Here is a 26,107-nt window from a genome sequence, read left to right as displayed (position 1 = left end):
CCACCTAAACCTATTTTAGTTCAAAGGTTCCCATATTTTCCATAATCCCTCTCTTTAAGTCAATAATTTGCCAACTCTCTGGTTTTAAGAACTCTTTTAATACATCTAAAGCCTTGTATGGATCAGTATGTTCTCCACAGGTGAAGATGTCAAGGGCTGCATAGCCATACTCTGGATAGGTGTGAATAGCTATATGGCTCTCAGCTAAGACAGCCACTCCAGTAACTCCCTGAGGACAAAATTTATGTGTCTTAACACAGATTAAAGTAGCATTACAGGCTTCAACACTCTTAATTAACATGTCTCTTATTCCTTCCTCATCATCTAAAGCCTTTCTATCACACCCCCATAATTCTAAGATTAAGTGTTTTCCTAAGTGCTTAAACATAACATCACCTCCTTTCACTTGTACCAAAGAGCTGCAGCAGCAAAGGCACAGCCAATTTTTTCAACCTCATGCTCTACAGATATACTCTCTATTTTTTTAATCTCCCAGCCTCTCATTTCAAAGCCAATCTTAGCCATCTCCCTAACTCTCTCTTCAGCCTCTCTCTTTGAGCACTTCCCAGAGTATTCCATAATTAAGCCACAAAGCTCTTCATCCTTAGGAATAGCTATACTGACAGCAGCAGCTATAAGCTCTCCAGGGTTGTCACTTATTATACAGCCATAAGCTGTAGGTACTAAAGCTCCCATTGGCAACTTAGGAAGAGGAACAAGTTCAGCCTTAGGTGGCATAATACTACTAATTTTTAATAAATTGACATTCCCAATTCCTGCCTTTAATAAAGCTCCATCAAAGGCATTTAGTGGTGTTTCTCCCTCACTACTCCCCGCTACTAAAGAAACTGTATTAGGAATTGGTAAAATGTTTATCATCTTGTTATCCCTCCTTATTTTTTGAAAATAAGAAAAATTTAATAAAATTTATAAAAATTGATAGAGATATTTAGTTTAAAATAGCATAAGACTAATATATAAATTATTCGGTGCTTAAAAAAAGAGAAAAAATTAAGCTTATTTAACTAAAATTGAAAGTAATTGAAATTTTTTAATTAAAATTGAAATTTTTAGGTTAGAATTATAAATTCTCAAAATTTAGCTTTTATTTTTGATTTAATCTTTAATTCTCTTTATTTCTTCAACTATCTCTAAGAGTTTTTCATCATCTATTTTTTCTCCCTTCTCTCTAAGTTCTTTAACCCTCTCAACAATCTTATCTAAGAGTTTATCCTCAACCTCTACACCTAAGAGCTTTAGCTTATATTTAACTGCCCTCTTTCCTGAGTGTTTTCCAAGTATTATATTTCTTTTTAATCCTATCTTTTCAGGAAGGAAGGGCTCATAAGTTAGAGGATTCTCTATGACAGCATCAACATGTATCCCACTCTCATGGGAGAAGACAAGCTCTCCAACTATTGGCTTATTTTTAGGATTCTTTATCCCTGAATACTCTTCAACCATCCTACAGAGCTTAGGAAGAACTTCTAAATTTAACTTTAAATCAACATCATACAACACTATTAAAGACATGATAAGCTCTTCCAAGGAAGTGTTTCCAGCTCTCTCTCCTATACCATTAACTGTTGTTGAAACAGCCTTAGCTCCTCCTATTAGGCCATAGATAGAGTTTATCACAGCTAAGCCAAAGTCATTATGACAATGAACACCAACATGAGCCTTATTTAGTGAGCAAGTTAAAGCCTTACAAATGAATTCCATAGCCTGAGGTGTGGCTGTTCCAGCTGTGTCAGCAACATGAACTCTGTCAGCTCCAGCCTCTTCAGCTAATTTATGAACCCTAATTAAGTCTTCTAATGGTGTCCTTGTTCCATCTTCAGCTGAGAAGGCTACAAATAAGCCATGAGATTTAGCATACTCTATACACTCCACTATAGTGTCAAAAAAGTCTTCCAGCCTTTTCCCTTTAAATTTACATTTTATGTGTAAAGGAGAAGTAGCTATAAAGGTTATGATCCCATCTACATCACAGTCTATAGCCTTATTGATATCTTCCTTTCTTATTCTACTTAAAGCCAAGATGTCAGCATTTAAATTTTCACTTGCTATAGCTTTAACTATCTCAGCCTCCCTTTTAGAGACTATAGGAAAGCCAGCTTCAATTTGAGAAACTCCAAGTTCATCTAAAGCTCTGGCTATCTCTAACTTTTGCTCTTTTGTAAAACAAACCCCTGGAGTTTGCTCACCATCCCTTAGGGTAGTGTCATAGATATAGATGTCCTTCAATTTTAATTTTGGATTGTATGGAGAAGGAGCTTTCCAAGTATTCTCATATAAAAGATCCATGAACATCTACCTCTTTTCATCATACTCTTATTTAGCTATGGATGAAATTCATATTTTAATTTTATATATATCCATTAACATAAAACTTAAACCACTATTTTGTTTTTTGATTTTTTAAGTGTTTTGGGGGGCTATGTTATGGTTATAAAGGTTGGTATTGGGGGTTTAGAAGTTGCAAGGAGCCCAGAAATTTTAGAAACCATCTTAGGCTCCTGTGTAGCTATTATGCTTTATGACAAATGGAAAAGAATTGGTGGGATGGCTCATTCTGTATTACCTGAAGCAAGGGGAGAAGTTAAGGATCCAGGGAAGTATGTAAATACAGCTATCCCAGCTTTAATAACCAAGATGACAATTGAAGGGGCAAGGCCTGAGAAGTTGGTAGCTAAATTAGCTGGTGGGGCAAACATGTTTAAAAGCTTTAGGGGAATAAATGTAGGAGAGAAAAATGTGGCTATGGCTAAAAAACTATTAAAAGAGTATGGAATCCCAATAGTTGGGGAGGATGTTGGAGGGAACAGTAGTAGGATAGTAAAGTTCTATTTGAAGGATGGTAAAGTTGAAGTTAGGAAAAAGAATAATATAGTTGTAATATAATAATGTTTAAAGTTTAAAATTAAACAAATTTAAAGAAGATGTGGAAACATGGTAGCAGATGTTCCTGTAGTTATGATTATGAAAGAGCCTATTATAGTTGGAGGAAACATCTCTGTCTATGATGTAGCCAAGCTTATGGTTAAGGAAAATGTTCCATGTGTTTTAGTGGTTTATGAAAAAAATAGGGATAAGATTGGAGTAGCCAAGGATGAGGATATTGTTAAAAAAGTGATATTCAAAAAGATTCCATTAGATAAGGTTAAAGTAGAGGAGATTGTGTCAGAGGACATATTAAAGGTTCCTCCTGATAAGACAATTACAGAAGTCCTAAATTTAATGAAAAAAACAGGGAAGAAAGAAGTGTTTATAGTTGATGAAGGTAAAATTATTGGAATGATTACAATAGATGAAATTATTAATATTTCCCCAGAGTTGTTAGACACCTTAAAAAGCTTAGTAGATTACTTACTAAAAATAATTGATGAGGTTTTAGAAGAAGATAAAAAAATAGGTTAGGACATTAGCTCCCTTATAAAGTTTATTTTTCCAACTCTTTTAATAACATCTGATAGCCTCTCTCTTTGTGGCTTTATAGCATATTTATTATAGAGCTCTATGGTCTTTCTAATTATTCTTTTCATCTCTTCAACATCTTTAACCTTTAAGGTGAATCCTTCAACTATCTTCTTTCCTCCTCTTCCTCCTATGTACATAATATAGCCTTCTTCTAAAACTTCCCTTGCTTCATTTGGACAGGCTTTAATACATTTTCCACAGCCTATACAAATATTATAGTTGGTGTAAGAGTAAGAGCCTCTTATGTAAATACACTCTAACTTACAAACTTCATAACATCTTCCACAGCCATTACAGTTATCATTTACCTTAGGATACTTAACTCCAATAATCCCTATATCATGTATCTGAGCCCTTATACAAGAGCTTGGACAGCCAGAGATGGCTATCTTAAACTTATTTGGTGTTGGATATTCTTTAAACTCTTCTTCAATGAGTTCAGCTAACTCATAGGTTTTTATTAAACCACTTCCACAGTTTCCTTCTCCTGGACAGGCTAAGATGGCTCTAACTAATGGTCCCTCTGAGCCAGTGATGAACCCAGCTTCATTAATCTCCTTTATAATATTTTCTACTTCAAATCCATCAGCTCCATGATATTCAAAGGTTCCCCTATTTGTTAGCTTAACCCTCAAATTATACTTTTTAGCTATCTCAGTAAGCTTTTCAAGCTCTTCCACACTGTACCACTGTCCAGGTTTAGCTCTAACCCTTATAAAGTAACTTCCTGTTGGCTCTTTCTTAACCCCTCCATAATCTCCAAGCCAGTATAGAGAGATCTTTTTCCCTTCCTTCCTTCTCTTCTCAATCTCTTCCTTAAACTCCTTAACCTTCTTCTCAGCTAATTTCTTAATTTTCTCTATATCTACTCCTTCTTTTAACTCTAAAGCCTCCTTTATCTTTTCTCCTTTCTTAGTTCTTATAATTACTGTTGTGTAACCCTCAGGAGAACCAACTGAACCAACTGAAATATCTGAAAGCTCAGCAGTAAAGTCTTTACAAACTTTACATCCTGATAATGGCTTAAATTCCTTTATTGGAATTTCTTTAACCTCATTCTTTAAATAAACTAATAACTTCCCTTTCTTAATATCAAACTTCTCCACATCTTTAATATTAACTCCATACTTCTCAAGAACTTCTTTAAAGTTGTCATATTCAAACTTCTTTGTACAGAATAACCCTATAAAGTATTCTATCTTTGGTAACTTCACTGGCTTTCCATCTTTTCCTATTTCAAAGTCATGCCTTGAGTGGTAAGGGAAATATTGTAATTTCCTCAGCCCATTTATTTGACATGGTAAGCCAACAACTGCCACTTTTTTTAATCCAAGCTCTCCAGCTTTCCTTAGAGCTTCAAGTGTTGAAACTGTATATTTTGACTTTGCTCCCTTCACAATATCTTCAGCAGTCTGAACAACCATAGAGACAGGTTTCCAATACTCATCTCTACCAACAACTATAGCTCCATCAATCTCTCCTTTCTCCAAGAGATACTTTAAAGAGGTGGTTACAACCCCTCCATCTTGCCCTTCTATATCTCCTTTGGCATAGTAATATTCTTCCTTAAATCTTTCTCTTATTTTTACTTGATATTTAAATGAATTAACTCTTGGACAAACTTCATAGCACATTCCATGCCCTTTTCTTAAACATTCCTCTCCTAAGTAAGGCTTTTCATCAAACTTAACCAAGTTGTTAGGGCAAACTATTGCACAGGTTGAGCATTGAGCACACATTTCAGTATCAACTATCTCATCCTTTAACTTCCACTTCATTTTTCCCCTCTCTATAATATCTTTATCTCAAACTCACAAAACTCATTTCCTAATCCAGCACAATGGGTTTCTTTAGCTCTAACTCTTTTATTAAGTATGTTCTCTAAACATCCAGCTATAAATCCACCTTCAAAATAGCATAATGGCTCTCCAACATTAGGAAGGCCAGAGCAAGTTATACACTCATAAATTCTAATTCTTAAAGGATCTTCACTAACTATTTCAGCCCTACAAATTTTATACACTTTACAGAATTTAACAAGCTCATCAATACTATTAATATTTAAATCTCTTCCTAAAGTTTTCCCACACTCATAGAAAATATTGTTTGCAGCTTTTCCTAAGTATCTCTCTAAATCCATAAATCTAATTAGTCTAAAAACTGTAACATCAACATCATTCCCTAAAGATCCTCTATTATTCTTTGCCAACTCATCTATGCTAAATTTCATCAAGAATAACCACCTTTTTTAAGAAGCCCCATTAAATTTTATATTAACTTCCCAAAATTTAAAGATTTTTATTATGGTCATTGAACAATATAATATATAATTTTTATGAATTTTTTGAGAATTTTTAATAATCTGAAAATTTTATATAACCAAAAAACAATTTGGTAATAAAAAATTCTCTGAGGGATGGCTATGAAATTCTTCTTAGACACTGCAAATACTGAGGAGATAAAAAAGTATGCTGAGCTTGGCTTAGTTGATGGAGTAACAACAAACCCTACATTGGTAGCTAAAGAAGGAAGAGAGTTTTATGAAGTAGTTAAAGAGATCTGTGAAATTGTTGATGGGCCAGTTAGTGCTGAAGTTATCTCAACAGATGCTGAGGGAATGGTTAAAGAGGCTAAAGAATTGGCTAAGTTAGCTGACAACATAGTGATAAAGATCCCAATGACTAAGGAAGGAATGAAGGCTGTAAAGATCTTATCTAAGGAGGGAATAAAGACTAATGTTACTCTTGTCTTCTCTCCTCTACAGGCTCTACTTGCTGCTAAGGCTGGAGCTACCTATGTCTCTCCATTTGTTGGAAGGTTAGATGATATAGGCCATGTAGGGATGAAGTTAGTTGAAGATGTAGTCAAAATTTACAAAAATTATAATATTAAGACAGAGGTTATAGTGGCTTCAGTGAGACATCCTTTACATGTCTTAGAAGCTGCTAAGATTGGAGCTGATATAGCTACAATTCCTCCAGCAGTTATGGAGAAGTTGTTTAAGCATCCTTTAACAGACATAGGCTTAGAGAGGTTCTTAAAAGATTGGGAAGAGTACTTAAAAAGTAGAAAGAGGGATTAAGATGAAAATTAATACAAATAAACTTTTAATGCTCCCAGGGCCTACAATTGTTCCTCCAGAGGTTTTAAATGCTATGTCCTTCCCAGTTATAGGGCATAGGAGTAAAGAGTTCTCAGAACTCTTTGAAGACACTGTTGAAAAGTTAAAGAAGGTGTTTATCACTGAAAATGACACCTTTATCATAACTGGCTCTGGAACCTCTGCTATGGATATGGCTATCTCCAATATTGTAAGTAAGGGAGATAAGGTTCTCAATATAATAACTGGAAACTTTGGAGAAAGATTTTCTAAGATTGTTGAAGCTTACAAGGGAGAGAGTATAAAGTATGAGGTTGAATGGGGGGACATGGCTGACCCTAAGAGGGTTAAAGAGCTCTTAGAGGAGAATGAAGAAATTAAAGCTGTTACTGTAGTACATAATGAGACTTCAACAGGAGCTAAGAACTTGATAGAGGAGATAGGAAAGGTGGTTAAGGATTTCAATACCTTATATATTGTTGATACTGTCTCCTCTCTTGGAGGAGACTATGTTAATGTTGATAAATTCAACATAGACATCTGTGTCACTGGCTCCCAGAAGTGTTTAGCTGCTCCTCCAGGGTTGGCTGGGATTACTGTAAGTGAGAAGGCTTGGGAAGTTATTGAGAAGAATGATAAGGTAGGATTTTACTTAGATCTCAAAACTTACAAGAAATACTATGAAGAGAAGAGGCAAAACCCTTACACTCCTGCAGTTAATTTAATCTATGCCTTAAATGTTGCTTTAGACCTAATCTTAGAGGAAGGGATTGAGAATAGGGTTAAGAGACATGAGAGGTTAGCAAGGGCTACACAAGAGGCTATAATGGCTATGGGCTTAGAGCTATTTGCCAAGGAGAAGGCAAGGTCAATAACAGTTACATCTATAAAGTATCCTGAAGGAATTGATGACAAGTTAAGAGAGATACTAAATAAGAAGTATAATATAGTGGTTGCTGGTGGGCAAAAGCATCTTTCAGGAAAGATATTTAGAATTGGACACATGGGAGTCTGTGGAGAGAAAGAGATCTTAGCCACTATCTCATGTCTTGAGTTGGCTTTAAAAGAGCTTGGATTTGAGATTAAAGAGAGTGGAGTTGAGAGAGCTTTAGAAGTTTTAGGAAAATAATTTCTAATTTTTTTTGGTGATTAAAATTGATAGAGCTTGCTGAGAACTTTTTAAAAGAAGTTCTATTAAAGATAGTTAATAGGGATTGCCCTTACTATCCCTGCCATTTTGAGGGACAAACTTGCCTATGGTGTTTTTGCCCATTCTATCCTTGTGAGGATGAAAGCTTAGGGGAATATATAGAAGGGAAACATGGAAAAGTTTGGAGCTGTGAAAAGTGCCATTGGATCCATAGTGTTGATATAGCCATTGAAGTTTATAAAGAAATAGCTTATCTAATAAGATATTTACCAACTGAAGAAGCTATTAAGCTCTTAGACAATCATAAGGTTATGCTTGGGATAAAGGATAAGGTTATGAGAAAATGAGCCTCTTAGACATAGCTTATATAATAAATTTTTTTATTTTAATTTTGGCATCAATAACAGATATAAAAGAAAAAATTATTCCTCACAAGTATGTTATAGCCATGTTTTTAATTAACCTTCCTATTGGTTACTATTTTTTTGGCTTTGATGCTATTATTGGGATGATAAGCACTTTTATCTTATGTTTAATTTTAAGCATTGGGATGGGAGGAGGAGATGTTAAGCTCTTCACAGCCTTAGCCCCAATTTTTTCCTATGACTTATTTTACTTCCTACCCAAGCCAATCTTATATATGATAGCCATAAGTATGCTCTTAGTAGCCATCTATCCATTATTTAAAATTTTTAGGAGATATTATAAGGAAATCTTATACTCTTCCTTTTATTTAGCCACTGTTATGGGAATCCTTTACTATATAATTTATAAGCTAAATATTCCCTATGGAACAATTCTAATTTATTTATATATAATAGTGTCAATCTTTTACCTAAAGAAGAATAAAAAATATAAGGAGATATCTAAGAAGTTAGCCTACTTTTTCCCCCTCTATCTTCTCCTTATCTACCTCTTGGACAAAGAATACTTTATAAAGAATAACTTACTCCTAAGCTCAATAATTTATATATTTGAGATAATTCTTATAGCTTTGGTTGTCTATGCCCTTGCTGGAGCTGAGATCTCTACAAAGAAGAAAATTGATGAGCTTAAAGAAGGAGATATTTTAAGGGATGTAATAATCTTTAAAGATAATGATGATGTAGAGGTTAAAAATCTCTCACTCCTTGGTAGAATTAAATTTATGCTTGAAAATAAGGAAAAGAACTATCTTCTATGTGATGGAGAGGGGTTAAGTGAAGAGGATATAGAGAAGTTAAAAAAGTATAAGGATAAGATTAAAGAGCTTACAGTGATTGAAACCTATCCCTATGTTCCCTTTGTTACACTCTCCTATGTAATCATTATCTTACTAACCAAGCTAAATATTCTCTAACTTTTATTTTTCTCTCTCCACTCTTTTAAAATCCTATCCCAGTTCTTTCTTAAGAACTCTCCAACCTGTGAAGAGTCTCTTGTTCCTACTACACAAGTCCATCCAGTCTTTTCCTCTATATCTCCCCTTGTTGATGCTGCTAAGGCTGGGAGAATGATAATTCTATGGTTAACCTTTTCAGCTATTCCAGTCTCTTCAATTAATTTCTTAGCATTCTCTCCATTGTACTGTCCTCCAGCTACAGAGACGTCAACAGCCTTCCCTCCAGTGTCCATAACCAAGAGCCAACAGGTTACATTATCCTTTTCAAAGTCTCCTGTGACAGTGTAGAAGGTTAGGGAGAAGTTAGTGGTTAGTATAACTGGACTATTCTCATCTGGGTTTCCAATTGGATATAAGCCAGGCTCAACCTCTTGAGGCTTCCTTGGATCAGTGTAAATAGCCTGTCTTAAGGTTAAGATTGGCATTAACTCCCAGATGTCTAAGTTGTGAATAATTAAGGCATCAGCATATCTATTTAATAAAGTGGCTGAAACTGTAGCTTCATAAATTTTAGCACTATCCTCTTTACTGAAAAATTCATCTGGTGGGACAGGGTTATTTAAGGCATAGAAGTAAGAAACTATAGGACAATTTAATATTGGAAATCCTAAGTATTTATCTCCTCTCTCAATGGCACTTCTTCTTATCATAACATTCATATCAACAGTGTTGAAGACATCTTCAGGGTCTAAGTAAGGCTCTAAAACAACATCTTCTAAACCATTCACCAAGCACTTAGCAGCCATATACTTTAGCTCTTTAACATCCCCTGAAGATAAGACTAAGGCAACCTCTTTATTCTTCTCTTTAATGATCTTTAGTATCTCATCTAAATTCTCCTTAGTTGCTGAGTAAATTAAAGGTTTTTGCTTAACCACATCTAAGGCTTTCTTTAAACTTTCTAAGTTATTTGTTGCTAAGCAGATAGGCATTTCTGTAGCTTCTTCAACAATCTTTATAGCTTTAACAAACTTCTCAGGGTCTTGAGATTTGTTTCTTATAACAATAAAGTCTAACTTTAATTTTTCTCCAGTTCTCTCAAAGACAAAGTCCTCTATTTTCTTAGCCCTCTCTCTAATCTCTTCCTCAGTTAAAGTATCTTCTACATCTACTCCAATAGCTGTTGGGTTAAAGAAGGTTTTCTGATATCTGTACATTACTTCCTCTCCACCTAAGACAACTTTCTTTTTTCCTCCAAAGGAAACCTCTCTAACAGGTGGAGAGATAAGCTCTAAAATCTTCTTTCTATTTTCCTCTGTAAGAAATGGACATTTATCTAAGCTCTCCTCTCTCTCCAATAGCTTGGTGGCAAAGGCCATACAAGTATAGCCACACTTCTTACAGTTCCTTTTAGGAAGTAACTTATAGATGTCCATTGCATTAACTTTTTTCATGAAAGCTCACCTAAGCTATGATCCAATCAACCTTTTTAGGCATCTTAAATTTATTTGTTAATTTCTCACCAACCTTCTTTAGGGTTTTAACAGCTACAGGGTTTAGCATCATGAATAGATCAACTCCACAGAGTAACATGGTTAAACCTGTTGTTATCTCCCATAGGGCTAATCTATACTTCTTATCTCCCCACTCTTTATTTGTCATCCACGCTTCTCTTGCTCCATTGGCATTTGTGGTTCCTGAAGACATTGGCATATTCACTAACTCATCTCCCTTTAGTCCAGAGAGTCTTAACCTTACCATAGCATTTATTGAAAATTCAATCCCATAACCTAAGGCACAAGTTGTAGGGTCCATAACTATCCTGTTTGGATCTAAGCCAGCATCTATAAGCTTTCTATTTAAATCCTTAGCCATATTTGGATCCATAATTGTCCAGGCTAAGACATTGTGATCATACTTCATAGCAGCATTAACAATTTTCTTATAATCTAACTCTAAGTTTGCTGAAGCTAATAAGCATCTATCTCCTTCTGCAGCCTTAGCACACTCTTCAAGGACTAAAGGATCTTTATCAGGGTTTCCACTACCTCCAATAACAAAAGGAACCTTAACAGCTTGTAAAAGATCTTCCATTAGCTTAGCAGCTTCCTTAGGAGACTTATCTTTAATTTTTGGGTCTGTTGAGATATGATGGATAGTTATCATGTCAGCTCCAAACTTGACACACTTCTTAGCCCATTCCACTGGATCCTCCATGACATCTTCAAAATACTGCCTTATAGGTTTAGGAAATGATGGCATTGGCATGTCAAAGATGTCAAAGGTTACAACTGGAGGGTTTGGCTGAGGCTCTTCAAATCTATATAAAGCTCTTTGCCCTCCAATCTTTACAACTACTCCTCTTCCTCCTTCACTCTTAGGCTTTCCAAAGGAAACCTCCCTTATTCTTCCTTTATACTTCTCCACTGGTGGCTCCCAATCTATACCCTCAGGCTCTTTAATTTTAAATTCTTCCACTAATTTCTCTTTCATCTCTGGAGTTTGAGGAATTTTAACAGGAGGGGCTGAAGGAATATTTATAATTAGCTCATCAGCTGTTATCACTATATTCTCAATCTCAATCTTCCCAACCTTCTCCAAGATTTTTATTATAGCATTTAAATCCATAGACCCACCTAATTTATCATTATTAATCATTATAAAATTTTGTAACAGTATAAAAATCTTTGTTAAAGAGTTTTTTAAATAATTTAAAAATAGTCTGAGCATAACTATTATAATTAAGCAAACTTTATTTAGCCAATAAAGAATTTTCTGAGGTGATCAAATGAAATCTAAGGAATTGTTTGAGAGAGCTAAGAAATATTTAGTTGGTGGGGTTAATAGCCCAGTTAGATACTTCAAACCCTATCCCTTTTTTGTTGAGAGAGCTAAGGATTGTTATCTATATGATGTTGATGGAAATAAGTATATTGATTATTGTTTAGCCTATGGTCCAATGGTTTTAGGGCATGCAAATGAGAAGGTTATAAAAAAAGTTGAAAAACAGCTATACTTAGGAACAGCCTATGGTTGTCCAACTGAGAAAGAGATTATCTTAGCTGAGATGGTTGTTGATAGGGTACCATGTGCTGAACTTGTAAGATTTGTAAATTCTGGAACTGAGGCAACAATGTCAGCCATAAGGTTGGCAAGAGGATATACAGGAAGAAAGAAGATAATTAAGTTTGATGGAGCCTATCATGGAGCCCATGACTATGTCTTAGTTAAAAGTGGTAGTGGAGCTCTAACCCATGGAACTCCAAACTCTCCAGGAATTCCTGAGGAAACAACAAAAAACACTATATTAGTCCCTTTCAATGATGAGGAAGCTTTAGAGAAGGCTATAAAAGAGAATAGAGATGAAATAGCCTGTGTTATTGTTGAGCCTGTTATGGGTAATGTTGGCTGTATCTTACCAAAAGAAGGGTATCTAAAGTTTTTAAGAGAGATTACTGAGGAAAATAATATCTTATTAATCTTTGATGAGGTTATAACAGGCTTCAGATTGGCAAGAGGAGGGGCTCAGGAATATTTCAATGTTGTTCCTGACTTAGCCACCTTGGGGAAAATCTTAGGGGGAGGGTTTCCAATTGGTGCTATTGTAGGGAAGAGGGAGATTATGGAACACTTCTCTCCCTCAGGAAAGGTTTATCAGGCTGGAACCTTTAATGGTAACCCTGTTTCAGTAACAGCTGGGATAGCTACATTGGAACAACTTGATGAAAACTTTTATAAAAAAACTACCAAGTTTGCAGAGGAAATAGCTAATGCCCTAAAAGAGCTTTCAGAGAGGTATAAGGTAGAGGCTAAAATTTATCAAATAGCTTCAATGTTTCAGATCTACTTTAACAAGGAGGAAGTTATTAACTATGACATAGCTAAGAAGAGTGACACTGAAAAGTATATGAAGTATTTCCATGAGCTACTAAAAAGAGGAATCTTTGTTCCACCTTCACAGTTTGAATGTTGCTTCACATCTATAAAGCATGAGGAAGTTGTAGAAGAAACAATAAATAAGTTAGAGGAAGTGTTTAAAGCTTTAACTCTTTAATCCATAAATTCTTTTTAAAATATTTAACTTATTTACTGTACTCTCAACCTTCTTCTCATTTATTTCATCTAAGCTACTTATTGCTCCAGTTGGGCAAACTGAAGAGCAGAGCTCTTTTTCTAAGGAGTAGCAGCCATCACACTTAATAGCTATTCTACTCATCTTTATAGCTCCAAATGGACAGGCTAAGGCACAGAGGCCACAGCCTATACATTTTTCTTCAATAATAACCACTTTCCCATTTATCCTTTTAATGGCTTCCTTTGGGCAAGCTAACAAGCAAGGGTTTCCCTCACAGTGATAACATCTTATTGGAACATTGTCAATAATAAATATTCCATTTTTTGGACAAATCCTTTCACACTTCCCACAACTTATACATAAAGATGGATTGATCATAGATTATCCACCATCTTGCTTAATTTAGCCTCTGTAGTCACTTTATCTAAAACCTCTTTTCCTCCTCCCTTACCCATCTTACTGAATAACTCTAATGTCTTATCTCTCTTAGCAAATGTTAGCTCATTAACATCAACAAGCTCTAAGCATCTTTTTGAACAAGCCTTTACACAAGCTGGCTCCTCTCCATCACACAATATACACTTATAAGCCTTATCTTCCATTGTTATAGCTCCAAATGGACAGGCTAAGGCACAGAGGCCACAGCCTATACATTTTTCTAAGTCTAAATAGACATAGCTATCTTTAAAGTAGATGGCTTCAACTGGACAAACCTCTTTACAAGGAGCTGATCTACAGTGCTGGCAAACAATTGGTAAATATTTCCCATCCTTCTCAAATATCCCTATTCTTGCTACTTTATTAACCTGCATACAAGCCTTTATACAGTCTCCACAGTTGTCACAGGTGTAGTTAGTCATCATTATCTTCTTCATGAGCCCCCCCCTTAATAAAAATTCTTTACAAGCCTAAAAGCTTACATCTCTCATCTATATACTTCTGAATTTTTTCAATGTCTTCATCTGTTAAGTGTCTAAACCTCTTCTGCATTCTTATATATTCCTTAACTGGCTTTCTCTTGGCTGGCTTGTAAGTTAATCTAAATTCTCCATACTCTATTTCATACAATGGGAAAACTCCAGTTTCTACAGCTAACCTACCAATTTCTATAGTTTTATCTGGTGGGTAGCCCCAACCTGTGGTACATGGCTGTAACACATGAATAAATTTAGGCCCCTCAATTGAGAGAGCTTTTTTAACCTTTCTCATGAAGTCTTCAGGATAGCTTATACAGGCTGTTGCAACATAAGGAACCCCATGGGCAGCCATGATCATGGGCATGTCTTTCTTTGGCTTATCCTCTCCTTTCCAAACCTTCCCTGCTGGAGAGGTTGTTGTTGCAGCAAATAGTGGAGTTTCTGAACTTCTCTGAATTCCTGTGTTCATGTAAGCTTCATTATCATACATAATATAGAGAATATCTTCCCCTCTTTCCATAGCTCCACTTAGGGATTGAAATCCTATATCTGCTGATCCTCCATCTCCCCCAATAGCTATAACATTTATCTTTTTATCTTTAAATTTCCCTCTCTTTCTCTTTAAAGCTTTTACAGCCCTACTTATCCCACTTGCCACAGCTCCAGCACATTCAAAGGCCACATGGATCCAGGGAACCTTCCAAGCTGTTTCTGGGTAAGGGGTTGTCATAACCTCTAAACAGCCAGTTGGAGTTGTAACTATAGTATCTTTTCCAGCAGCTTTTAATGCCAGTCTAACAACTATAGAAGCTCCACAGCCAGCACATCCTCTATGTCCAGGAGCTAAAAACTCTTCCCTTGGAAATTGCATAATCTCACCAAAAAATTATTTATTTAGTCCTATCCACTCAGTTTTATCTTTTTTAGCTCTTCTTAAGTTTTCAACAATCTCCTTAATATTCTGAATTGTTATATCCCTTCCTCCAAGCCCAACTATATAATTACAGATAGTTTTATCCTTAAGTATAGTTAAGCAATCTATAGCTAAAGCTCCCATGTTCATTCCAAAGCTTATATTTTTATCTAAGATTCCAACCTTATCAAAATCTTCTAAAACTTTCCTTATCTCCTCTTTTGGGAAGGGTCTATATGTTCTAACCTTTATGAGACCAACCTTATTGTCATAGTTATTGATGTAGTGTTTAATGGTTCCACAAACTGATCCCATAGCCATTAAGACAGTGTCAGCATTCTCCAAGTTATAAGTTTCAATTAAACTATACTTTCTGCCAAACTCTTTTTCAAACTCTTTATTAACCTTATCAATAACTTTCTTAGCCTCTTCCATAGCTTCCTCTATCTGTTTTCTTGTTTCCATGTAACACTCTGGCACTCCTACAGGTCCTTGGGTTATTGGCCTATCTGGATCTAAGTATGCATGCCTTGGCTCATAAACTCCAACAAAGTTTCTAACCTTCTCTTCCTCTGGAATCTCAACAGGCTCAACTGTATGGGTTAAGATAAACCCATCAATATTAACCATCACTGGAAGTAAGACAGTTTCAGCTATCTTATAAGCTTGTATAACCAAATCTAAAGTTTCCTGGTTGTTCTCAGCATAAAGTTGTATCCAACCAGTGTCTCTTTGGGATATAGAATCTTGATGATCACACCATATATTTATTGGAGCTGATAATGCTCTATTTGTGTTTAGCATAACTATTGGTAATCTCATCCCTGAAGCTATGAAGAGAAGTTCATGCATTAAAGCTAATCCTTGAGAAGCTGTAGCAGTAAAGGTTCTTGCTCCTGTAGCACTTGCTCCTATACAGGCAGCCATTGCTGAGTGCTCACTCTCAACCTTTATATATTCAGCATCCAACTCTCCATTAGCCACAAATTCAGCTATCTTTTCAACACAGCTTGTTTGTGGAGTGATTGGATAAGCTGCAACAACGTCAACGTCACACAACCTAACAGCTTCAGCAGCTGCTGAAGTTCCAGTTATAACCTTTTTCATTGTTTCCCTCTTTTTTTAATTATTTTTCTTCCCTTGTCTTTGTTATAGCTCCAGTTGGACACTCATTGGCACAGATTAAGCAGCCTTTACAGTAGTCATAATTTATTTTAAAAACTCCATCTTCCTCATAAATAGCAGGCTCTGGGCAGAAGATATAGCAATTTTCACATTTAACACAGAGCTCAACATTCAAAATAGGTTTAAATACTCTCCAAGTTCCTGTTTTGTTCTTAACTGAGCTTCCTGGTTCATAGATAATGGCTCCAATATTAACCATACTTACTCACCATACTTCTCTATGATCTCATTGTATGCCTTCTCAGCAGCTAAGGCATTCTTCTCTCCCAACTTCCCTTTAAATGTCTCTAAAATAGCTTTCTTTACAGATTCTAAGCTAACCAACTTAGTTGCTCCAGCAAAGGCTCCAACCATTGATGTATTAACAATAGGAACTCCTAAAACATCTAAGGCTATCTTTGTTGCGTCAAGTGTATAAACTTTATATCCTAAATCTAAGTCTTTAACAGTGTTAACAATTACAGCTCCATCCTTCTTTAACCCCTCTAAGACATTTACAGAATCTAAAAGAGTTGGATCTAAGACAACAACATAATCAGGCTCATAGATTTGAGATCTTATCAAAATTTCTTTATCATCAATTCTTGTGAAAGCTCTAACTGGTGCACCTCTCCTCTCAACACCAAAAAAAGGAAATGCCTGGCAATACTTTCCATCATAAAAGGCAGCTTTAGCCAAAATTTGGGCTGCAGTAACAGCCCCTTGCCCTCCTCTCCCATGGAATCTAATTTCAATCACTATCCACACCTTTTATAATTTGTCATTATCAATCATTAACAATTATCCTTATAAAAACTTTTAGAATTTTAGTTAATTGTCTAAATAAACTTAGGTGATTTCTATGAGAGAACTTGTTAAGAAAGTTACTTCCAAAATAAATGAATTAGCAAAAGAGTTTGATGAGTTAAAGATAATGCATGTCTGTGGAAGCCATGAGCATACAATTTGCAAATATGGGCTTAGGGAATTACTCCCAGAGAATTTACTACTTATCCCTGGCCCTGGCTGTCCTGTTTGTGTCACTACTCAGAAGGAGATAGATACGGCTATCTACCTTAGTGAGAATTATGTAATAACTACCCTTGGAGATCTCTACAGAGTTCCAGGGAGTGAAAAATCTCTATTTGATGTTAGAGCTGAAGGGAAAGATGTAAGAATAGTTTATAGTATAACTGATGCTGTAAGGATGGCTAAGAGAGAGAAAGATAAAAATTTTTTATTCTTGGCTATAGGATTTGAAACCACTGCTCCAACAACTGGGGCTGAGCTAATAAACTTAAATATAGATAATTTCTTTATCCTTAATTGTCATAGGAGAACCCCTCCAGTTATGGAGTTTTTGTTAGAAGACAGTAAGATAGATGCCTTCATATGCCCTGGGCATGTCTCAGCCATTATAGGGGTTAAGCCTTACTATCCCTTAGTTGAGAAGTATAGGGTGCCAATGGTAATAGCTGGCTTTGAACCTATGGATATCTTAATTTCAATTTACATGATCTTAAAGCAACTTAATGAAAATAATATTAGAGTTGAGAATGAATATGATAGAGTTGTAAAGGAAGAGGGAAATGTTGTAGCTCAAAAAATTATAGAGAAAGTTTTCACTCCCTCAGATAAAAGATGGAGAGGCTTCCCTATTATAAAAGGTGGAGGCTTTGAATTGAAGGAGGAGTTCAAAAAATATGACATCTTGGAGAGGGAAGAGATTCCAGACATTAAGGAGAAGATTCCAAAGGGTTGTATATGTGATAAAATTTTAAGAGGAGAGAAATTACCAACAGACTGTAAATTGTTTGGAAAGAGTTGTAATCCTCTAAACCCAGTAGGTAGCTGTATGGTTTCTGAAGAAGGAACTTGTAGAATCTTCTTTAAGTATTATAGAGGGGTTTAATATGTGTGGAATTATAGGCTATATTGGAAAAGGAAAGGCTTCAAAAGTTCTTTATAATGGGCTGAGAAGGTTAGAGTATAGAGGCTATGACAGCTGTGGGATTGGAGTTATTGATGAAAAGTTAGTTATAAAAAAAGATGTTGGTAAAGTTGAAGAAGTGGCTAAAAAAGAGAGATTTTTAGATCTTGAGGGAAGTATTGGGATAGGACATTGCCTACATCCAGATACTTATATTATATTATCAGATGGAAGGATAAAGAAGATTTCTGAACTTGATGAAGATAAAGTCTTATCAGCCAATTTTGAAGATTTGAAGTTATATAGCAAAAAAATTAAAAAGTTTAAACATAAAGCTCCAAAGATATTATACAAAATAAAAACTACCTTTTCTGAGCTTATTACAACTGGAGAGCATAGGCTCTTTGTTGTAGAGAATGGGAAAATTGTTGAGAAGTGTGTAAAGGATCTAAATGGAAATGAGCTAATTGGAATAGTAAGAAAGTTAAACTTTAATTTTAACAATGGTGTCAAGTTTAAGGATGTTAGTGTGGAAAAGCATTATAAGTTAGATGAATCAGTAAGAAATGAGCTAAGAAAAGTTAGAGAAAAATTAAGATTGACAAGAAAAGATGTTGAGAAAATTACAGGATTAAAAGAGAGCTATATTACAAAAATTGAAAATGGAATTTTAGAGAGTGTTGAAGAAGAGAGATTAAAGAAGTTATGTTCCTTTTACAATATTAGCTTTGAAGACATTGTAGAGAAAAACCCTATTAAATTTCCAAAAGTTCCCTCTCCTGAATTGATGCAAATTATTGGCTATATTATTGGAGATGGATATTTCCCTTCAAATAGATCATTGAGATTAAAAGATGAAAGAAAGGAAGTACTTGAAAAGTATAAGGAGTTATTTAAAAATATTTTTAATTTAGAAGGGAACATTAGAAAAGGAGATGGAAACTATTACATATTAGAAATAAACAGCAAATACTTAGTTGATTGGTTTAGAGAAAATGTCCCAGAGGTATTTAACAAAACAGGAAGTAAAAGAACTCCAGAATTTATATTTAAGTTAGATGATGATTTAGTTGCTTCATACTTAAGAGGGCTATTTGATGCAGAGGGTTGTGTGGGAACTGATGCTAAAGAGATTAGTATAGTGATGACTTCAGAACAACTTATAAGAGAAATTCAATTTTTATTGTTAAGATTTGGAATTTTGGCATCTTACTCAAGGGCAAGAGGGAAAAAAGAAAGTTGGAAAGATTCACATACTCTTATTATAAGTGATAAAAAATCTCTTGAGCTATTTAAAAAATATATTGGCTTTACTGCTGAAGACAAGATGGAGAAGTTAGATAAAATACTAAGCAAGATGAAAGGTCTTAATTTTAAATATATCTCTGTCCCACTCACAAAAAAAGAGATTATAGAGTTTTTAGATGTTTCCTTAAAAACAATAAAAAATAAAGAAGAATACTGTACTGACTATACAATTGAGAAGATTATAGAAGAGCTAAATAATAAAGGCTTACATGATAAAGCAAACTATTTAAAAAAATTCTTAGATGGAGACATAGTTTGGACAAGGTTCAAGATTGAGAAGGTTGAGTCAGATGTTGATTATGTCTATGACTTAGAGGTTGATGAGTATCATAACTTCATTGGAAATTTAATAGTTAATCATAATTCAAGATGGGCTACCCATGGAAAAGTAAGTAAAGAAAATGCTCATCCACATACTGACTGCTCAGGGAAGATAGCTATAGTTCATAATGGAATTATTACCAACTACATGGAGTTAAAGGAAGAGCTTATAAAAAAGGGACATAAGTTTAAGTCAGAAACTGACAGTGAAGTTATAGCCCACTTGATAGAGGAAGAGCTAAAGAGCTGTAAGGACTTTAAAGAGGCTGTAAGAAGAGCTTTGAAAAAGGTTAAGGGAACTTATGCCTTAGCTATTATACATGAAGATCACCCTAACCTGCTAATAGGAGCAAGGAATGAAAGCCCTCTAATAGTTGGTTTAGGAGAGAATGAATTTTTCTTAGGAAGTGACATAACAGCTTTCTTAGACTATACAAAGAGAGCTATGATACTAAAAGATAAAGATATAGTGTTTATTGAAAATGGAAAAATTTGGGTAGAGAATGAAGGAAAAGTGGTAGAGAGAGAAATTATCAAGATAGATTTAGACATCTCTCAGGCTGAGAAAGGAGGATATGAGCATTTCATGCTAAAAGAAATTATGGAGCAGAGGGAAACTTTAAAAATCTCATCTAAGATTTCTGAGAAGGAAATTAAAGAACTTTCTAAGTTAATTGAAAAGTATGATAAAGTTTACTTTATAGGGATGGGAACTTCCTATCATGCCTGTATCTATGCTGAATATCTCTTTGCTAAGTTGAATAAGTTGGTTATAGCTCAAGAGGCTTCAGAGTTTTTAAATAAGGGGGTTGTTGATAAAGACACTTTAGTTATAGCCATAACTCAGAGTGGAGAAACCTACGACACCCTTAAAGCTATGAGATTTGCCAAGGAAAGAGGGGCTAAGGTAGTGTCTATAGTTAATGTCCTTGGCTCAACCGCCACAAGAGAAGCTGATCTAACCATCCTAATGGGAGCTGGGATAGAGATAGCTGTCTGTGCAACAAAAACCTTCACCTCTCAGCTAACAATAATTTATAGAGCCTTTATAGAGTATGGAAAGCTCTTAGGAAAGGATATGAGGAGATATGAGGAAGAGCTAAAGAAGCTTCCAAACTATATAGAGGAAGTTCTAAACAAGAGAGAAAAAATTAAAGAGATAGCAAATAGTTTAAAAGTTAGTAACTATATCTTTATCTCCAAAGGGATAAACTTGGTGAGTGCCTTAGAAGGAGCTTTAAAGTTTAAAGAGATCACTTACTTACATGCTGAAGGGATGAGTTCAGGGATGTTAAAGCATGGAACCATCTCACTGATAGATGAGAATATGGATACTATAGCCATAGTTCCTCCAAAGGAGTCAGCTGTTTATTCTTCAATCATCTCCAACATAGAGGAGGTTAAAGCAAGAAATGGGAAAGTTATAGCTATAACTCCAACTCCATTAAAAAATACTATAAATATAGAAGTACCAAATGTTATAGAAGAGATTTCTCCAATAGTTTATGCTCCAGCCTATCAGTTGTTAGCTTACTACAAAGCTGTCCAACTTGGTAGAGATGTAGACAAGCCAAGAGGATTAGCTAAGAGTGTCACAGTTGAGTGAGGGATATTTATGGTTATAGAAGACATTAAAAAAGATTTAAAAAAAATAATAAAGAAAATAAAGTCAAATAAAAGCCTACCTAAGCCTATTGATGTTGAGGAAGAGGGTGAATATGTCCCTATTGAAATTCAGCCTTCTCAGGAAATAGAGGAGGTTAAAGAAGAGGAAAAAGAAGAGGAGAAAGTTGTTGAAGTAGTTAAAGAGATAAAGATATATCCTAAATTATTTGTGGCCAGGATTAGGCACCCTATAGATTTTAAGGTTGTTAAAGAGAAGGCTCCAGATGTAGATGTTATTATACTAAATGTTGAAGAGCTTCCTGAGGAGATATTAAATAAGGAATTTGTTGACTTAAAAAATTATTTAACCACCTTAAAATATAATCTTGGGCTAATAGGGGAGAATATTTTATTGGCATTTAAGGAAGAGGTTGAGTTAGAAAGATATGTTTCTCAGATAAAAGAGGATGCTGAGGAGGTTTAAACTTTAAAGAAGTCACTTAACTTAACCTGCTTACTTTTATCATTTTCAAATAAAGAGTTTATTCCCTCTCTTATTAACTTTAACCTTTGTTTTAGATATTCACTTACATTATATTCCTCAGCCATCTTCTCAGCTACATCCATGTACTTCTCAACAGCTCCTTTTGAAACTGTTAAGATCAGGTTGGAGCCACACTTTGTACAAACCCCTTTTAGTGGAATTCTTCTATACTTAGCTCCACATTTACATCTAACAGCCTGCCTTGAGAAGGCTCTTAAGTTCCCTATCAAGTCAGGGATGAAGTGGCTCTGTATAACCTTCTCAGCCACATCTCTCTCATCTACAGCTCTTATTTTTTTAGCCACCTTTAACTGAGATGTAGTTTTATCTAACATGGTGTTTAATGTTTTGTAGGAGCAAACCTTAGGACCAAGGTCAATGGAAGAGGTTTCATGGGTGTAGCCAAGATTCTCATACTGTTCTGGCTTCCCTAACCTATCTTCAACTATCTCCATAATATCTTTAATTTCCTTAGGAGAAACCATTTCAAGGGTTTTCTCATAAAACTCTAAAGGATACTTCCACATCACATCCATATTATGAACTTCTCCATCAACCTCCTTAGGGTCTAAGATAGTTGTTAAAACCAATGGGGCATCCATCTGCCCTCCTCTTTTATCTGGGAGAAAGAGCTTAGAGAAGTTTAAGAAGGCGTCTAAGAGCAAGAAGATAGCATCTTCATCTCCATCACATTGAGCCAATAATATATAATCATTTACTATTACATTGTGATAGTTCTTAGCATTCAAACAATAAACAAATGGCTTAGAAGATTTAATATATTCAATTTTTTTAACTTTAAGTAATTCAAACTTTTTTAAGTCTCTTTTTAAGTCTGGTGAAATAAATAAATCTCCCTCTTTAACTTCAAAGGCTCTCTTTTTAATAATATTTCCTCCATCATACACCAAAACCCAGTGATCAGGAGTGACTGTAAAGCTCTTTCCTTCTTCAAGCTCAATCTTAATTAAATGCTCTGGAGAGTTAGCCTTAATAACATCAACAATGTCAGTTAAAACAACCTTCTTATTCTCAGGGTCAAAGGAATACACCTTTATATCTAACTTAGGCTTATCCCTAACCCAAACTCCCTTTTCAAATCTTTCATTTTCAAACATCTCATAAAGCTCTTTAATGGTTATTCTTTTAACTTCTCCATTAATGTTAACTAATACTTCAGTATCTTCAGTGAAGCAATTTCTCCTCTTAGCTGCATGGAAGTAAGGATGAGCGTAGCCTACATTTGCTTTACAATAGCCAATAATTCTACCAACCATCCCTGCAGAGGTGTGTGGAGCCATTCCAATAACTAAGTGTCCAATTAAATCCTCTTTACTCTTGACATTGTAATATCTCTCCACACCATAGAACTTTTCTAAGAGATCATCTATGAAGTTTGCCACTTTAATAAAGTATTCTGCACACTCCTCTGGTAGTATAATATCTTGAGGCTTAAGCTCAATAACTTGGTCTTCACCAACTAAAGGATTTCCATGAATATCTTTCTCATAACCTAATTCTCTCAACTTCTCAACACTAACATTTATCTCCCTTGGCTTAAAATGAGTTATTGGGACATCAGTGCAGTCAAACCTTGCAGTCCCATCCTTGAAGACATATACTTCATGCATAGATCTTAAAATAGCCTTTTCTAAGGGCTCAACTATCTTCTTCTTTGATGTCATTCCCTTAATACACTTAACATCCCTTGGCCTAACATTCAACCTTTTTAGAGCTGAGTACCAATAATCCTTTAAGTTAATTCTAACTCTACCAAATTTATCAAGCTCAACCTTTGTCCCACAGAATGGACAAGTTCTATATAAAGAGATTTTCCCACAGTTTGGGCAGATTGTATAGGAAACTTCAACATCATCACTTTTATTTTCTTCAACAGCTTTATTAATGAGCCTTACAGAGCCTCCAGCATTTCCTATAGGGAATAAGCCAGAGACTGGTGGCTTCATCTTCCTTGGAGCTGCCTTTTCAGGCCTTCCCATCCTTGCCCCAACATAAACATAGGTGTTTCTTCTAACCTCAAAAGGAGCTAAAAGGTTAATTAAGTGTAAAGCATTCTTAGCCTCTTTAACCTTCTCCTCTAAGTTCTCTACTAAATCTCTCTTCTCCTTTACATCATAGCCTAAGGAGTAGAGTAGGGGATAGTATTCCTCAATAATTACTTTCTTCTCTCTAACCTTGTGAGGACATCCTATTAACTCTAAAATTCTTTTTCCTTCATTATTTAAATTAACTACCCACTCATTTTTAATTTCACTTCCACTTAATAACCACTCTCTTAACTTTAGAACATCTTCTTTACTGATGTCATGCCATCTATAGGTGAACCTTGGATGTAGTGGAGTTCTTGTTTTTATGGCAAATTCAACAGCTTCCTCTGGCTTAGGGTTCTTTATAAACTCTTTACTATACTCAATATTTTCCTTCTCTAATATTCTTTCAAGCCACTCCTCACACCAACAGCTTGGAAGTAGAGGATGGTTATTTTCTAAGAAGTCTCCATAATTAACTAACACATCTCCCAAGAAGAGGATCTTATCAACTTGATCCCTAATTTTTATAGCTTCTTCAACACTCTCAACCCTTAACACATCTCCATTCTTTAATCTGACTATTGGTCCCTCTATGCTATCAACAGGCACTACACAAGTGGCCTTTCCAGGTCTCTCAGTTTTTAGCTGAGTTCCAATAGCCATAAATTCATCAACTAAGTACATTAAAGCAGGATGAAACCCTTGAGTGGCAAAGCCAGTATTTCTACTTCTACCATACCTTAACCTAAATCCTCCAACCTTGGAAGGGTGGGAAAAGACTGGCCTCCCAGCAATGACTTCACTAATATACTTTTTGTTAGCTTCTATCTTTACATCTCTCCAATATTTTAAGTCCTCTTCCAACTCTTCCTCCTCTATCTCCTCTTCTTCCTCCTTCTCCTCTTCCTTTCCTTTATTAACAAAGTCATTTAGCCAATCCCAGCCCTCTATTTTTAACTTATCAATATATTTTAATATCTTTGGAGCCTTTAATAGAACTCCTTCAACCAAAACTAAGAGAGCTCCTCCTCTCAGTTGGTTGGTTTCAACTCTCTTTAAATCCCTATGCCCAGAGACTTCAACATCATCAGTAGCTTCTCCAGTTATCTCTATTGGAATATTCCTTATAGCTTTCCTAATCTCATCAGCTGTTGGTGAGTATTGGAAAGAACCTACTTCAGACTGGTAGAGTTCAACTTCTTCCACATATCTCTCTATCTCATCTTCAGTTGGCTTATACTTATCTAAACCTAAAGCCTTTCTAACAAAGTCTCCTACTAAGACAGACAAAGCCTGAGCTGTCCCTCCAGCACTTCTTATAGGTCCTGCATAGTAAATAGCTAAGTATTCAGTGCCATCAAAGTTTTTCTTTATCTTAACATCAGCTATTCCCTCCAAAGGAGCAGCAACAATTCCCTCTGTTAAGACTGCTAAGGCTGTTCTTACTGCCTGTTCAGCTCTCTTTTCTTTATCAAAGTCTCCAAATTTTCCCTCTATAATTTCCTCAGCTATCTTTAAAGCAGCTATCTCCTTCCCATGCTCTTTAACCAACTCCCTAATTCTCTCAGCAACTCCTTTAGGTCCAACTAATCCCTCAACTCTATCAGCCATGTCTTTAGCTAAGTAAATTTCAACATGGTCTACTGGATCTAAACCCTTCTGTCTACAAATTTCTGCTATTCTGTAAATTTTATTAACTTCTTTAACAATACTTTCAAAATATTTCCTCATTGTTTCAGAGCATGCAACATGCATATCCTACCACCAAAAGAATAAATGATAAGTTTGGCTAAAATATATTTTTGTTTAATTATTGAATATATTTAAGTGATAGAATGAGAAAAGGAAAGAAGAAGGAAGGAAGAGCTGCTAACTACCTAAAAGAGAAGGGTTATAAAATAATTGGCAGAAATGTAATTAAAAGAATAAATCAGCATAAAAAAGCTGAATATGATATTATTGCTAAGAGAGGCAACTATAAATATGCTGTTGAAGTTAAAAGTGGAAGGCAAGTTTTAACAACCTCTGACATTATTAAGCTACATAAGAAGGCTAACAATATTAAAGCTAAGCCTCTACTAATAACAGGGAGTAAGGTTAAGCTGACAGAGAAGGCTAAGAAGGAATTAAAAAGAAGAAAGATTAGGTGGGAAATTATATAAGATATAAAGCAAAAATTTATTAAAAGCTTTTTTAAGATTTTTTATTAAAAATTTAGCCTTGGTGAG

General features: G+C 35.1%; 25 protein-coding genes. 11 read left to right on the top strand and 14 right to left on the bottom strand.

The genetic code is table 11. From position 1 onward, the window contains the following. Positions 1 to 10: 10 nt before the first annotated feature. The 3 genes from speD to METIN_RS06810 form a co-directional block, all read right to left on the bottom strand. The gene (gene speD / locus METIN_RS06820) at positions 11 to 388 is read right to left on the bottom strand and encodes an adenosylmethionine decarboxylase (protein WP_013100751.1); all 378 of its coding nucleotides are present in this window, start codon (positions 386 to 388) and stop codon (positions 11 to 13) included. 14 nt (positions 389 to 402) lie between these two features. Next, complete coding sequence (locus METIN_RS06815) at positions 403 to 879, bottom strand: pyruvoyl-dependent arginine decarboxylase (RefSeq protein ID WP_013100750.1); 477 nt, start codon at positions 877 to 879, stop codon at positions 403 to 405. A gap of 237 nt (positions 880 to 1,116) precedes the next feature. Further along, positions 1,117 to 2,307, bottom strand: coding sequence for a homocitrate synthase family protein (locus METIN_RS06810; protein WP_013100749.1), 1,191 nt, complete (start codon positions 2,305 to 2,307; stop codon positions 1,117 to 1,119). Between the two features lie 138 nt (positions 2,308 to 2,445). On the opposite strand from METIN_RS06810, the gene METIN_RS06805 reads away from it, so the two are divergent. Then, a complete protein-coding gene (locus METIN_RS06805; protein WP_013100748.1) occupies positions 2,446 to 2,904 on the top strand; it encodes a chemotaxis protein CheD in 459 nt (152 codons plus the stop codon). Positions 2,905 to 2,952: 48 nt separating this feature from the next. Continuing rightward, a complete protein-coding gene (locus tag METIN_RS06800; protein ID WP_013100747.1) occupies positions 2,953 to 3,420 on the top strand; it encodes a CBS domain-containing protein in 468 nt (155 codons plus the stop codon). On the opposite strand, the gene METIN_RS06795 is transcribed toward METIN_RS06800, so the two are convergent. Together METIN_RS06795 and METIN_RS06790 are read right to left on the bottom strand one after the other, a co-directional pair. After that, on the bottom strand, positions 3,417 to 5,258 hold the full coding sequence (locus METIN_RS06795; protein ID WP_013100746.1) for a Coenzyme F420 hydrogenase/dehydrogenase, beta subunit C-terminal domain: 1,842 nt from the start codon (positions 5,256 to 5,258) through the stop codon (positions 3,417 to 3,419). The genes METIN_RS06800 and METIN_RS06795 overlap by 4 nt on opposite strands. 11 nt (positions 5,259 to 5,269) lie before the next feature. Further along, positions 5,270 to 5,710: a V4R domain-containing protein gene (locus tag METIN_RS06790; RefSeq protein WP_013100745.1), complete on the bottom strand. Its 441-nt coding sequence runs from the start codon at positions 5,708 to 5,710 to the stop codon at positions 5,270 to 5,272. Positions 5,711 to 5,902: 192 nt separating this feature from the next. Here METIN_RS06790 and fsa point away from each other — a divergent pair, with 192 nt between their 5' ends. The 4 genes from fsa to METIN_RS06770 are packed head-to-tail and all read left to right on the top strand — an operon-like array spanning position 5,903 to position 9,069. Further along, positions 5,903 to 6,562 carry a fructose-6-phosphate aldolase gene (gene fsa, locus METIN_RS06785; RefSeq protein WP_013100744.1) on the top strand — a complete coding sequence of 220 codons (660 nt, stop codon included), beginning with the start codon at positions 5,903 to 5,905 and terminating at the stop codon, positions 6,560 to 6,562. A gap of 1 nt (position 6,563) precedes the next feature. Continuing rightward, positions 6,564 to 7,709 carry a pyridoxal-phosphate-dependent aminotransferase family protein gene (locus METIN_RS06780; RefSeq protein WP_013100743.1) on the top strand — a complete coding sequence of 382 codons (1,146 nt, stop codon included), beginning with the start codon at positions 6,564 to 6,566 and terminating at the stop codon, positions 7,707 to 7,709. Between the two features lie 26 nt (positions 7,710 to 7,735). Beyond that, positions 7,736 to 8,077: a cysteine-rich small domain-containing protein gene (locus tag METIN_RS06775; RefSeq protein ID WP_013100742.1), complete on the top strand. Its 342-nt coding sequence runs from the start codon at positions 7,736 to 7,738 to the stop codon at positions 8,075 to 8,077. After that, positions 8,074 to 9,069: an A24 family peptidase C-terminal domain-containing protein gene (locus METIN_RS06770; RefSeq protein WP_013100741.1), complete on the top strand. Its 996-nt coding sequence runs from the start codon at positions 8,074 to 8,076 to the stop codon at positions 9,067 to 9,069. The genes METIN_RS06775 and METIN_RS06770 overlap by 4 nt, the downstream gene beginning before the upstream one ends. On the opposite strand, the gene acsC is transcribed toward METIN_RS06770, so the two are convergent. Beyond that, on the bottom strand, positions 9,066 to 10,505 hold the full coding sequence (gene acsC, locus METIN_RS06765) for an acetyl-CoA decarbonylase/synthase complex subunit gamma (protein WP_013100740.1): 1,440 nt from the start codon (positions 10,503 to 10,505) through the stop codon (positions 9,066 to 9,068). The two genes, METIN_RS06770 and acsC, sit on opposite strands and share 4 nt — an antisense overlap. Positions 10,506 to 10,515: 10 nt before the next feature. Continuing rightward, positions 10,516 to 11,709, bottom strand: a complete 1,194-nt coding sequence (cdhD, locus tag METIN_RS06760; protein ID WP_083771765.1) for a CO dehydrogenase/acetyl-CoA synthase subunit delta — start codon at positions 11,707 to 11,709, stop codon at positions 10,516 to 10,518. A 130-nt stretch (positions 11,710 to 11,839) separates the two neighbouring features. Between cdhD and hemL the strand changes: the two genes are divergently transcribed. Beyond that, the gene (gene hemL / locus METIN_RS06755) at positions 11,840 to 13,105 is read left to right on the top strand and encodes a glutamate-1-semialdehyde 2,1-aminomutase (RefSeq protein WP_013100738.1); all 1,266 of its coding nucleotides are present in this window, start codon (positions 11,840 to 11,842) and stop codon (positions 13,103 to 13,105) included. Here hemL and METIN_RS06750 read toward each other — a convergent pair. From METIN_RS06750 to METIN_RS06725, 6 genes are read right to left on the bottom strand one after another with little or no spacing between them, the layout of a single operon-like run. Further along, positions 13,094 to 13,504, bottom strand: a complete 411-nt coding sequence (locus METIN_RS06750; protein WP_013100737.1) for a 4Fe-4S dicluster domain-containing protein — start codon at positions 13,502 to 13,504, stop codon at positions 13,094 to 13,096. The two genes, hemL and METIN_RS06750, sit on opposite strands and share 12 nt — an antisense overlap. Then, positions 13,501 to 14,001, bottom strand: coding sequence for a 4Fe-4S dicluster domain-containing protein (locus METIN_RS06745; protein WP_013100736.1), 501 nt, complete (start codon positions 13,999 to 14,001; stop codon positions 13,501 to 13,503). Before METIN_RS06745 ends, METIN_RS06750 begins: the two co-directional genes overlap by 4 nt. A gap of 25 nt (positions 14,002 to 14,026) precedes the next feature. Continuing rightward, a complete protein-coding gene (gene porB, locus METIN_RS06740; protein WP_013100735.1) occupies positions 14,027 to 14,914 on the bottom strand; it encodes a pyruvate synthase subunit PorB in 888 nt (295 codons plus the stop codon). 15 nt (positions 14,915 to 14,929) lie between these two features. After that, complete coding sequence (gene porA, locus METIN_RS06735) at positions 14,930 to 16,063, bottom strand: pyruvate synthase subunit PorA (RefSeq protein WP_013100734.1); 1,134 nt, start codon at positions 16,061 to 16,063, stop codon at positions 14,930 to 14,932. A gap of 19 nt (positions 16,064 to 16,082) precedes the next feature. Beyond that, a complete protein-coding gene (porD, locus tag METIN_RS06730) occupies positions 16,083 to 16,340 on the bottom strand; it encodes a pyruvate synthase subunit PorD (RefSeq protein ID WP_013100733.1) in 258 nt (85 codons plus the stop codon). 2 nt (positions 16,341 to 16,342) lie between these two features. Beyond that, a complete protein-coding gene (locus METIN_RS06725; protein WP_013100732.1) occupies positions 16,343 to 16,879 on the bottom strand; it encodes a pyruvate ferredoxin oxidoreductase subunit gamma in 537 nt (178 codons plus the stop codon). A 103-nt stretch (positions 16,880 to 16,982) separates the two neighbouring features. On the opposite strand from METIN_RS06725, the gene hypD reads away from it, so the two are divergent. The 3 genes from hypD to METIN_RS06710 are packed head-to-tail and all read left to right on the top strand — an operon-like array spanning position 16,983 to position 21,768. Further along, entirely contained in the window at positions 16,983 to 18,032 is a 1,050-nt protein-coding gene (gene hypD, locus METIN_RS06720; protein WP_013100731.1) for a hydrogenase formation protein HypD, read from the top strand. 1 nt (position 18,033) lies between these two features. Further along, a complete protein-coding gene (gene glmS, locus METIN_RS07470) occupies positions 18,034 to 21,285 on the top strand; it encodes a glutamine--fructose-6-phosphate transaminase (isomerizing) (protein ID WP_013100730.1) in 3,252 nt (1,083 codons plus the stop codon). Positions 21,286 to 21,294: 9 nt separating this feature from the next. After that, positions 21,295 to 21,768, top strand: a complete 474-nt coding sequence (locus METIN_RS06710; protein WP_013100729.1) for a hypothetical protein — start codon at positions 21,295 to 21,297, stop codon at positions 21,766 to 21,768. Here the strand turns inward: METIN_RS06710 and METIN_RS06705 are convergent. After that, complete coding sequence (locus METIN_RS06705) at positions 21,765 to 25,634, bottom strand: DNA-directed DNA polymerase II large subunit (RefSeq protein ID WP_013100728.1); 3,870 nt, start codon at positions 25,632 to 25,634, stop codon at positions 21,765 to 21,767. The two genes, METIN_RS06710 and METIN_RS06705, sit on opposite strands and share 4 nt — an antisense overlap. Before the next feature lie 80 nt (positions 25,635 to 25,714). Here METIN_RS06705 and METIN_RS06700 point away from each other — a divergent pair, with 80 nt between their 5' ends. After that, positions 25,715 to 26,041 (top strand): YraN family protein, encoded by a 327-nt coding sequence (locus METIN_RS06700; protein ID WP_013100727.1) that lies wholly within the window; start codon positions 25,715 to 25,717, stop codon positions 26,039 to 26,041. The last annotated feature ends 66 nt before the right edge of the window (positions 26,042 to 26,107 follow it).

The organism is Methanocaldococcus infernus ME (assembly GCF_000092305.1).
GTDB lineage: Archaea > AGJL01 > Methanococci > Methanococcales > Methanocaldococcaceae > Methanocaldococcus > Methanocaldococcus infernus.
This window is presented reverse-complemented; position numbering and strand designations above follow the sequence as displayed.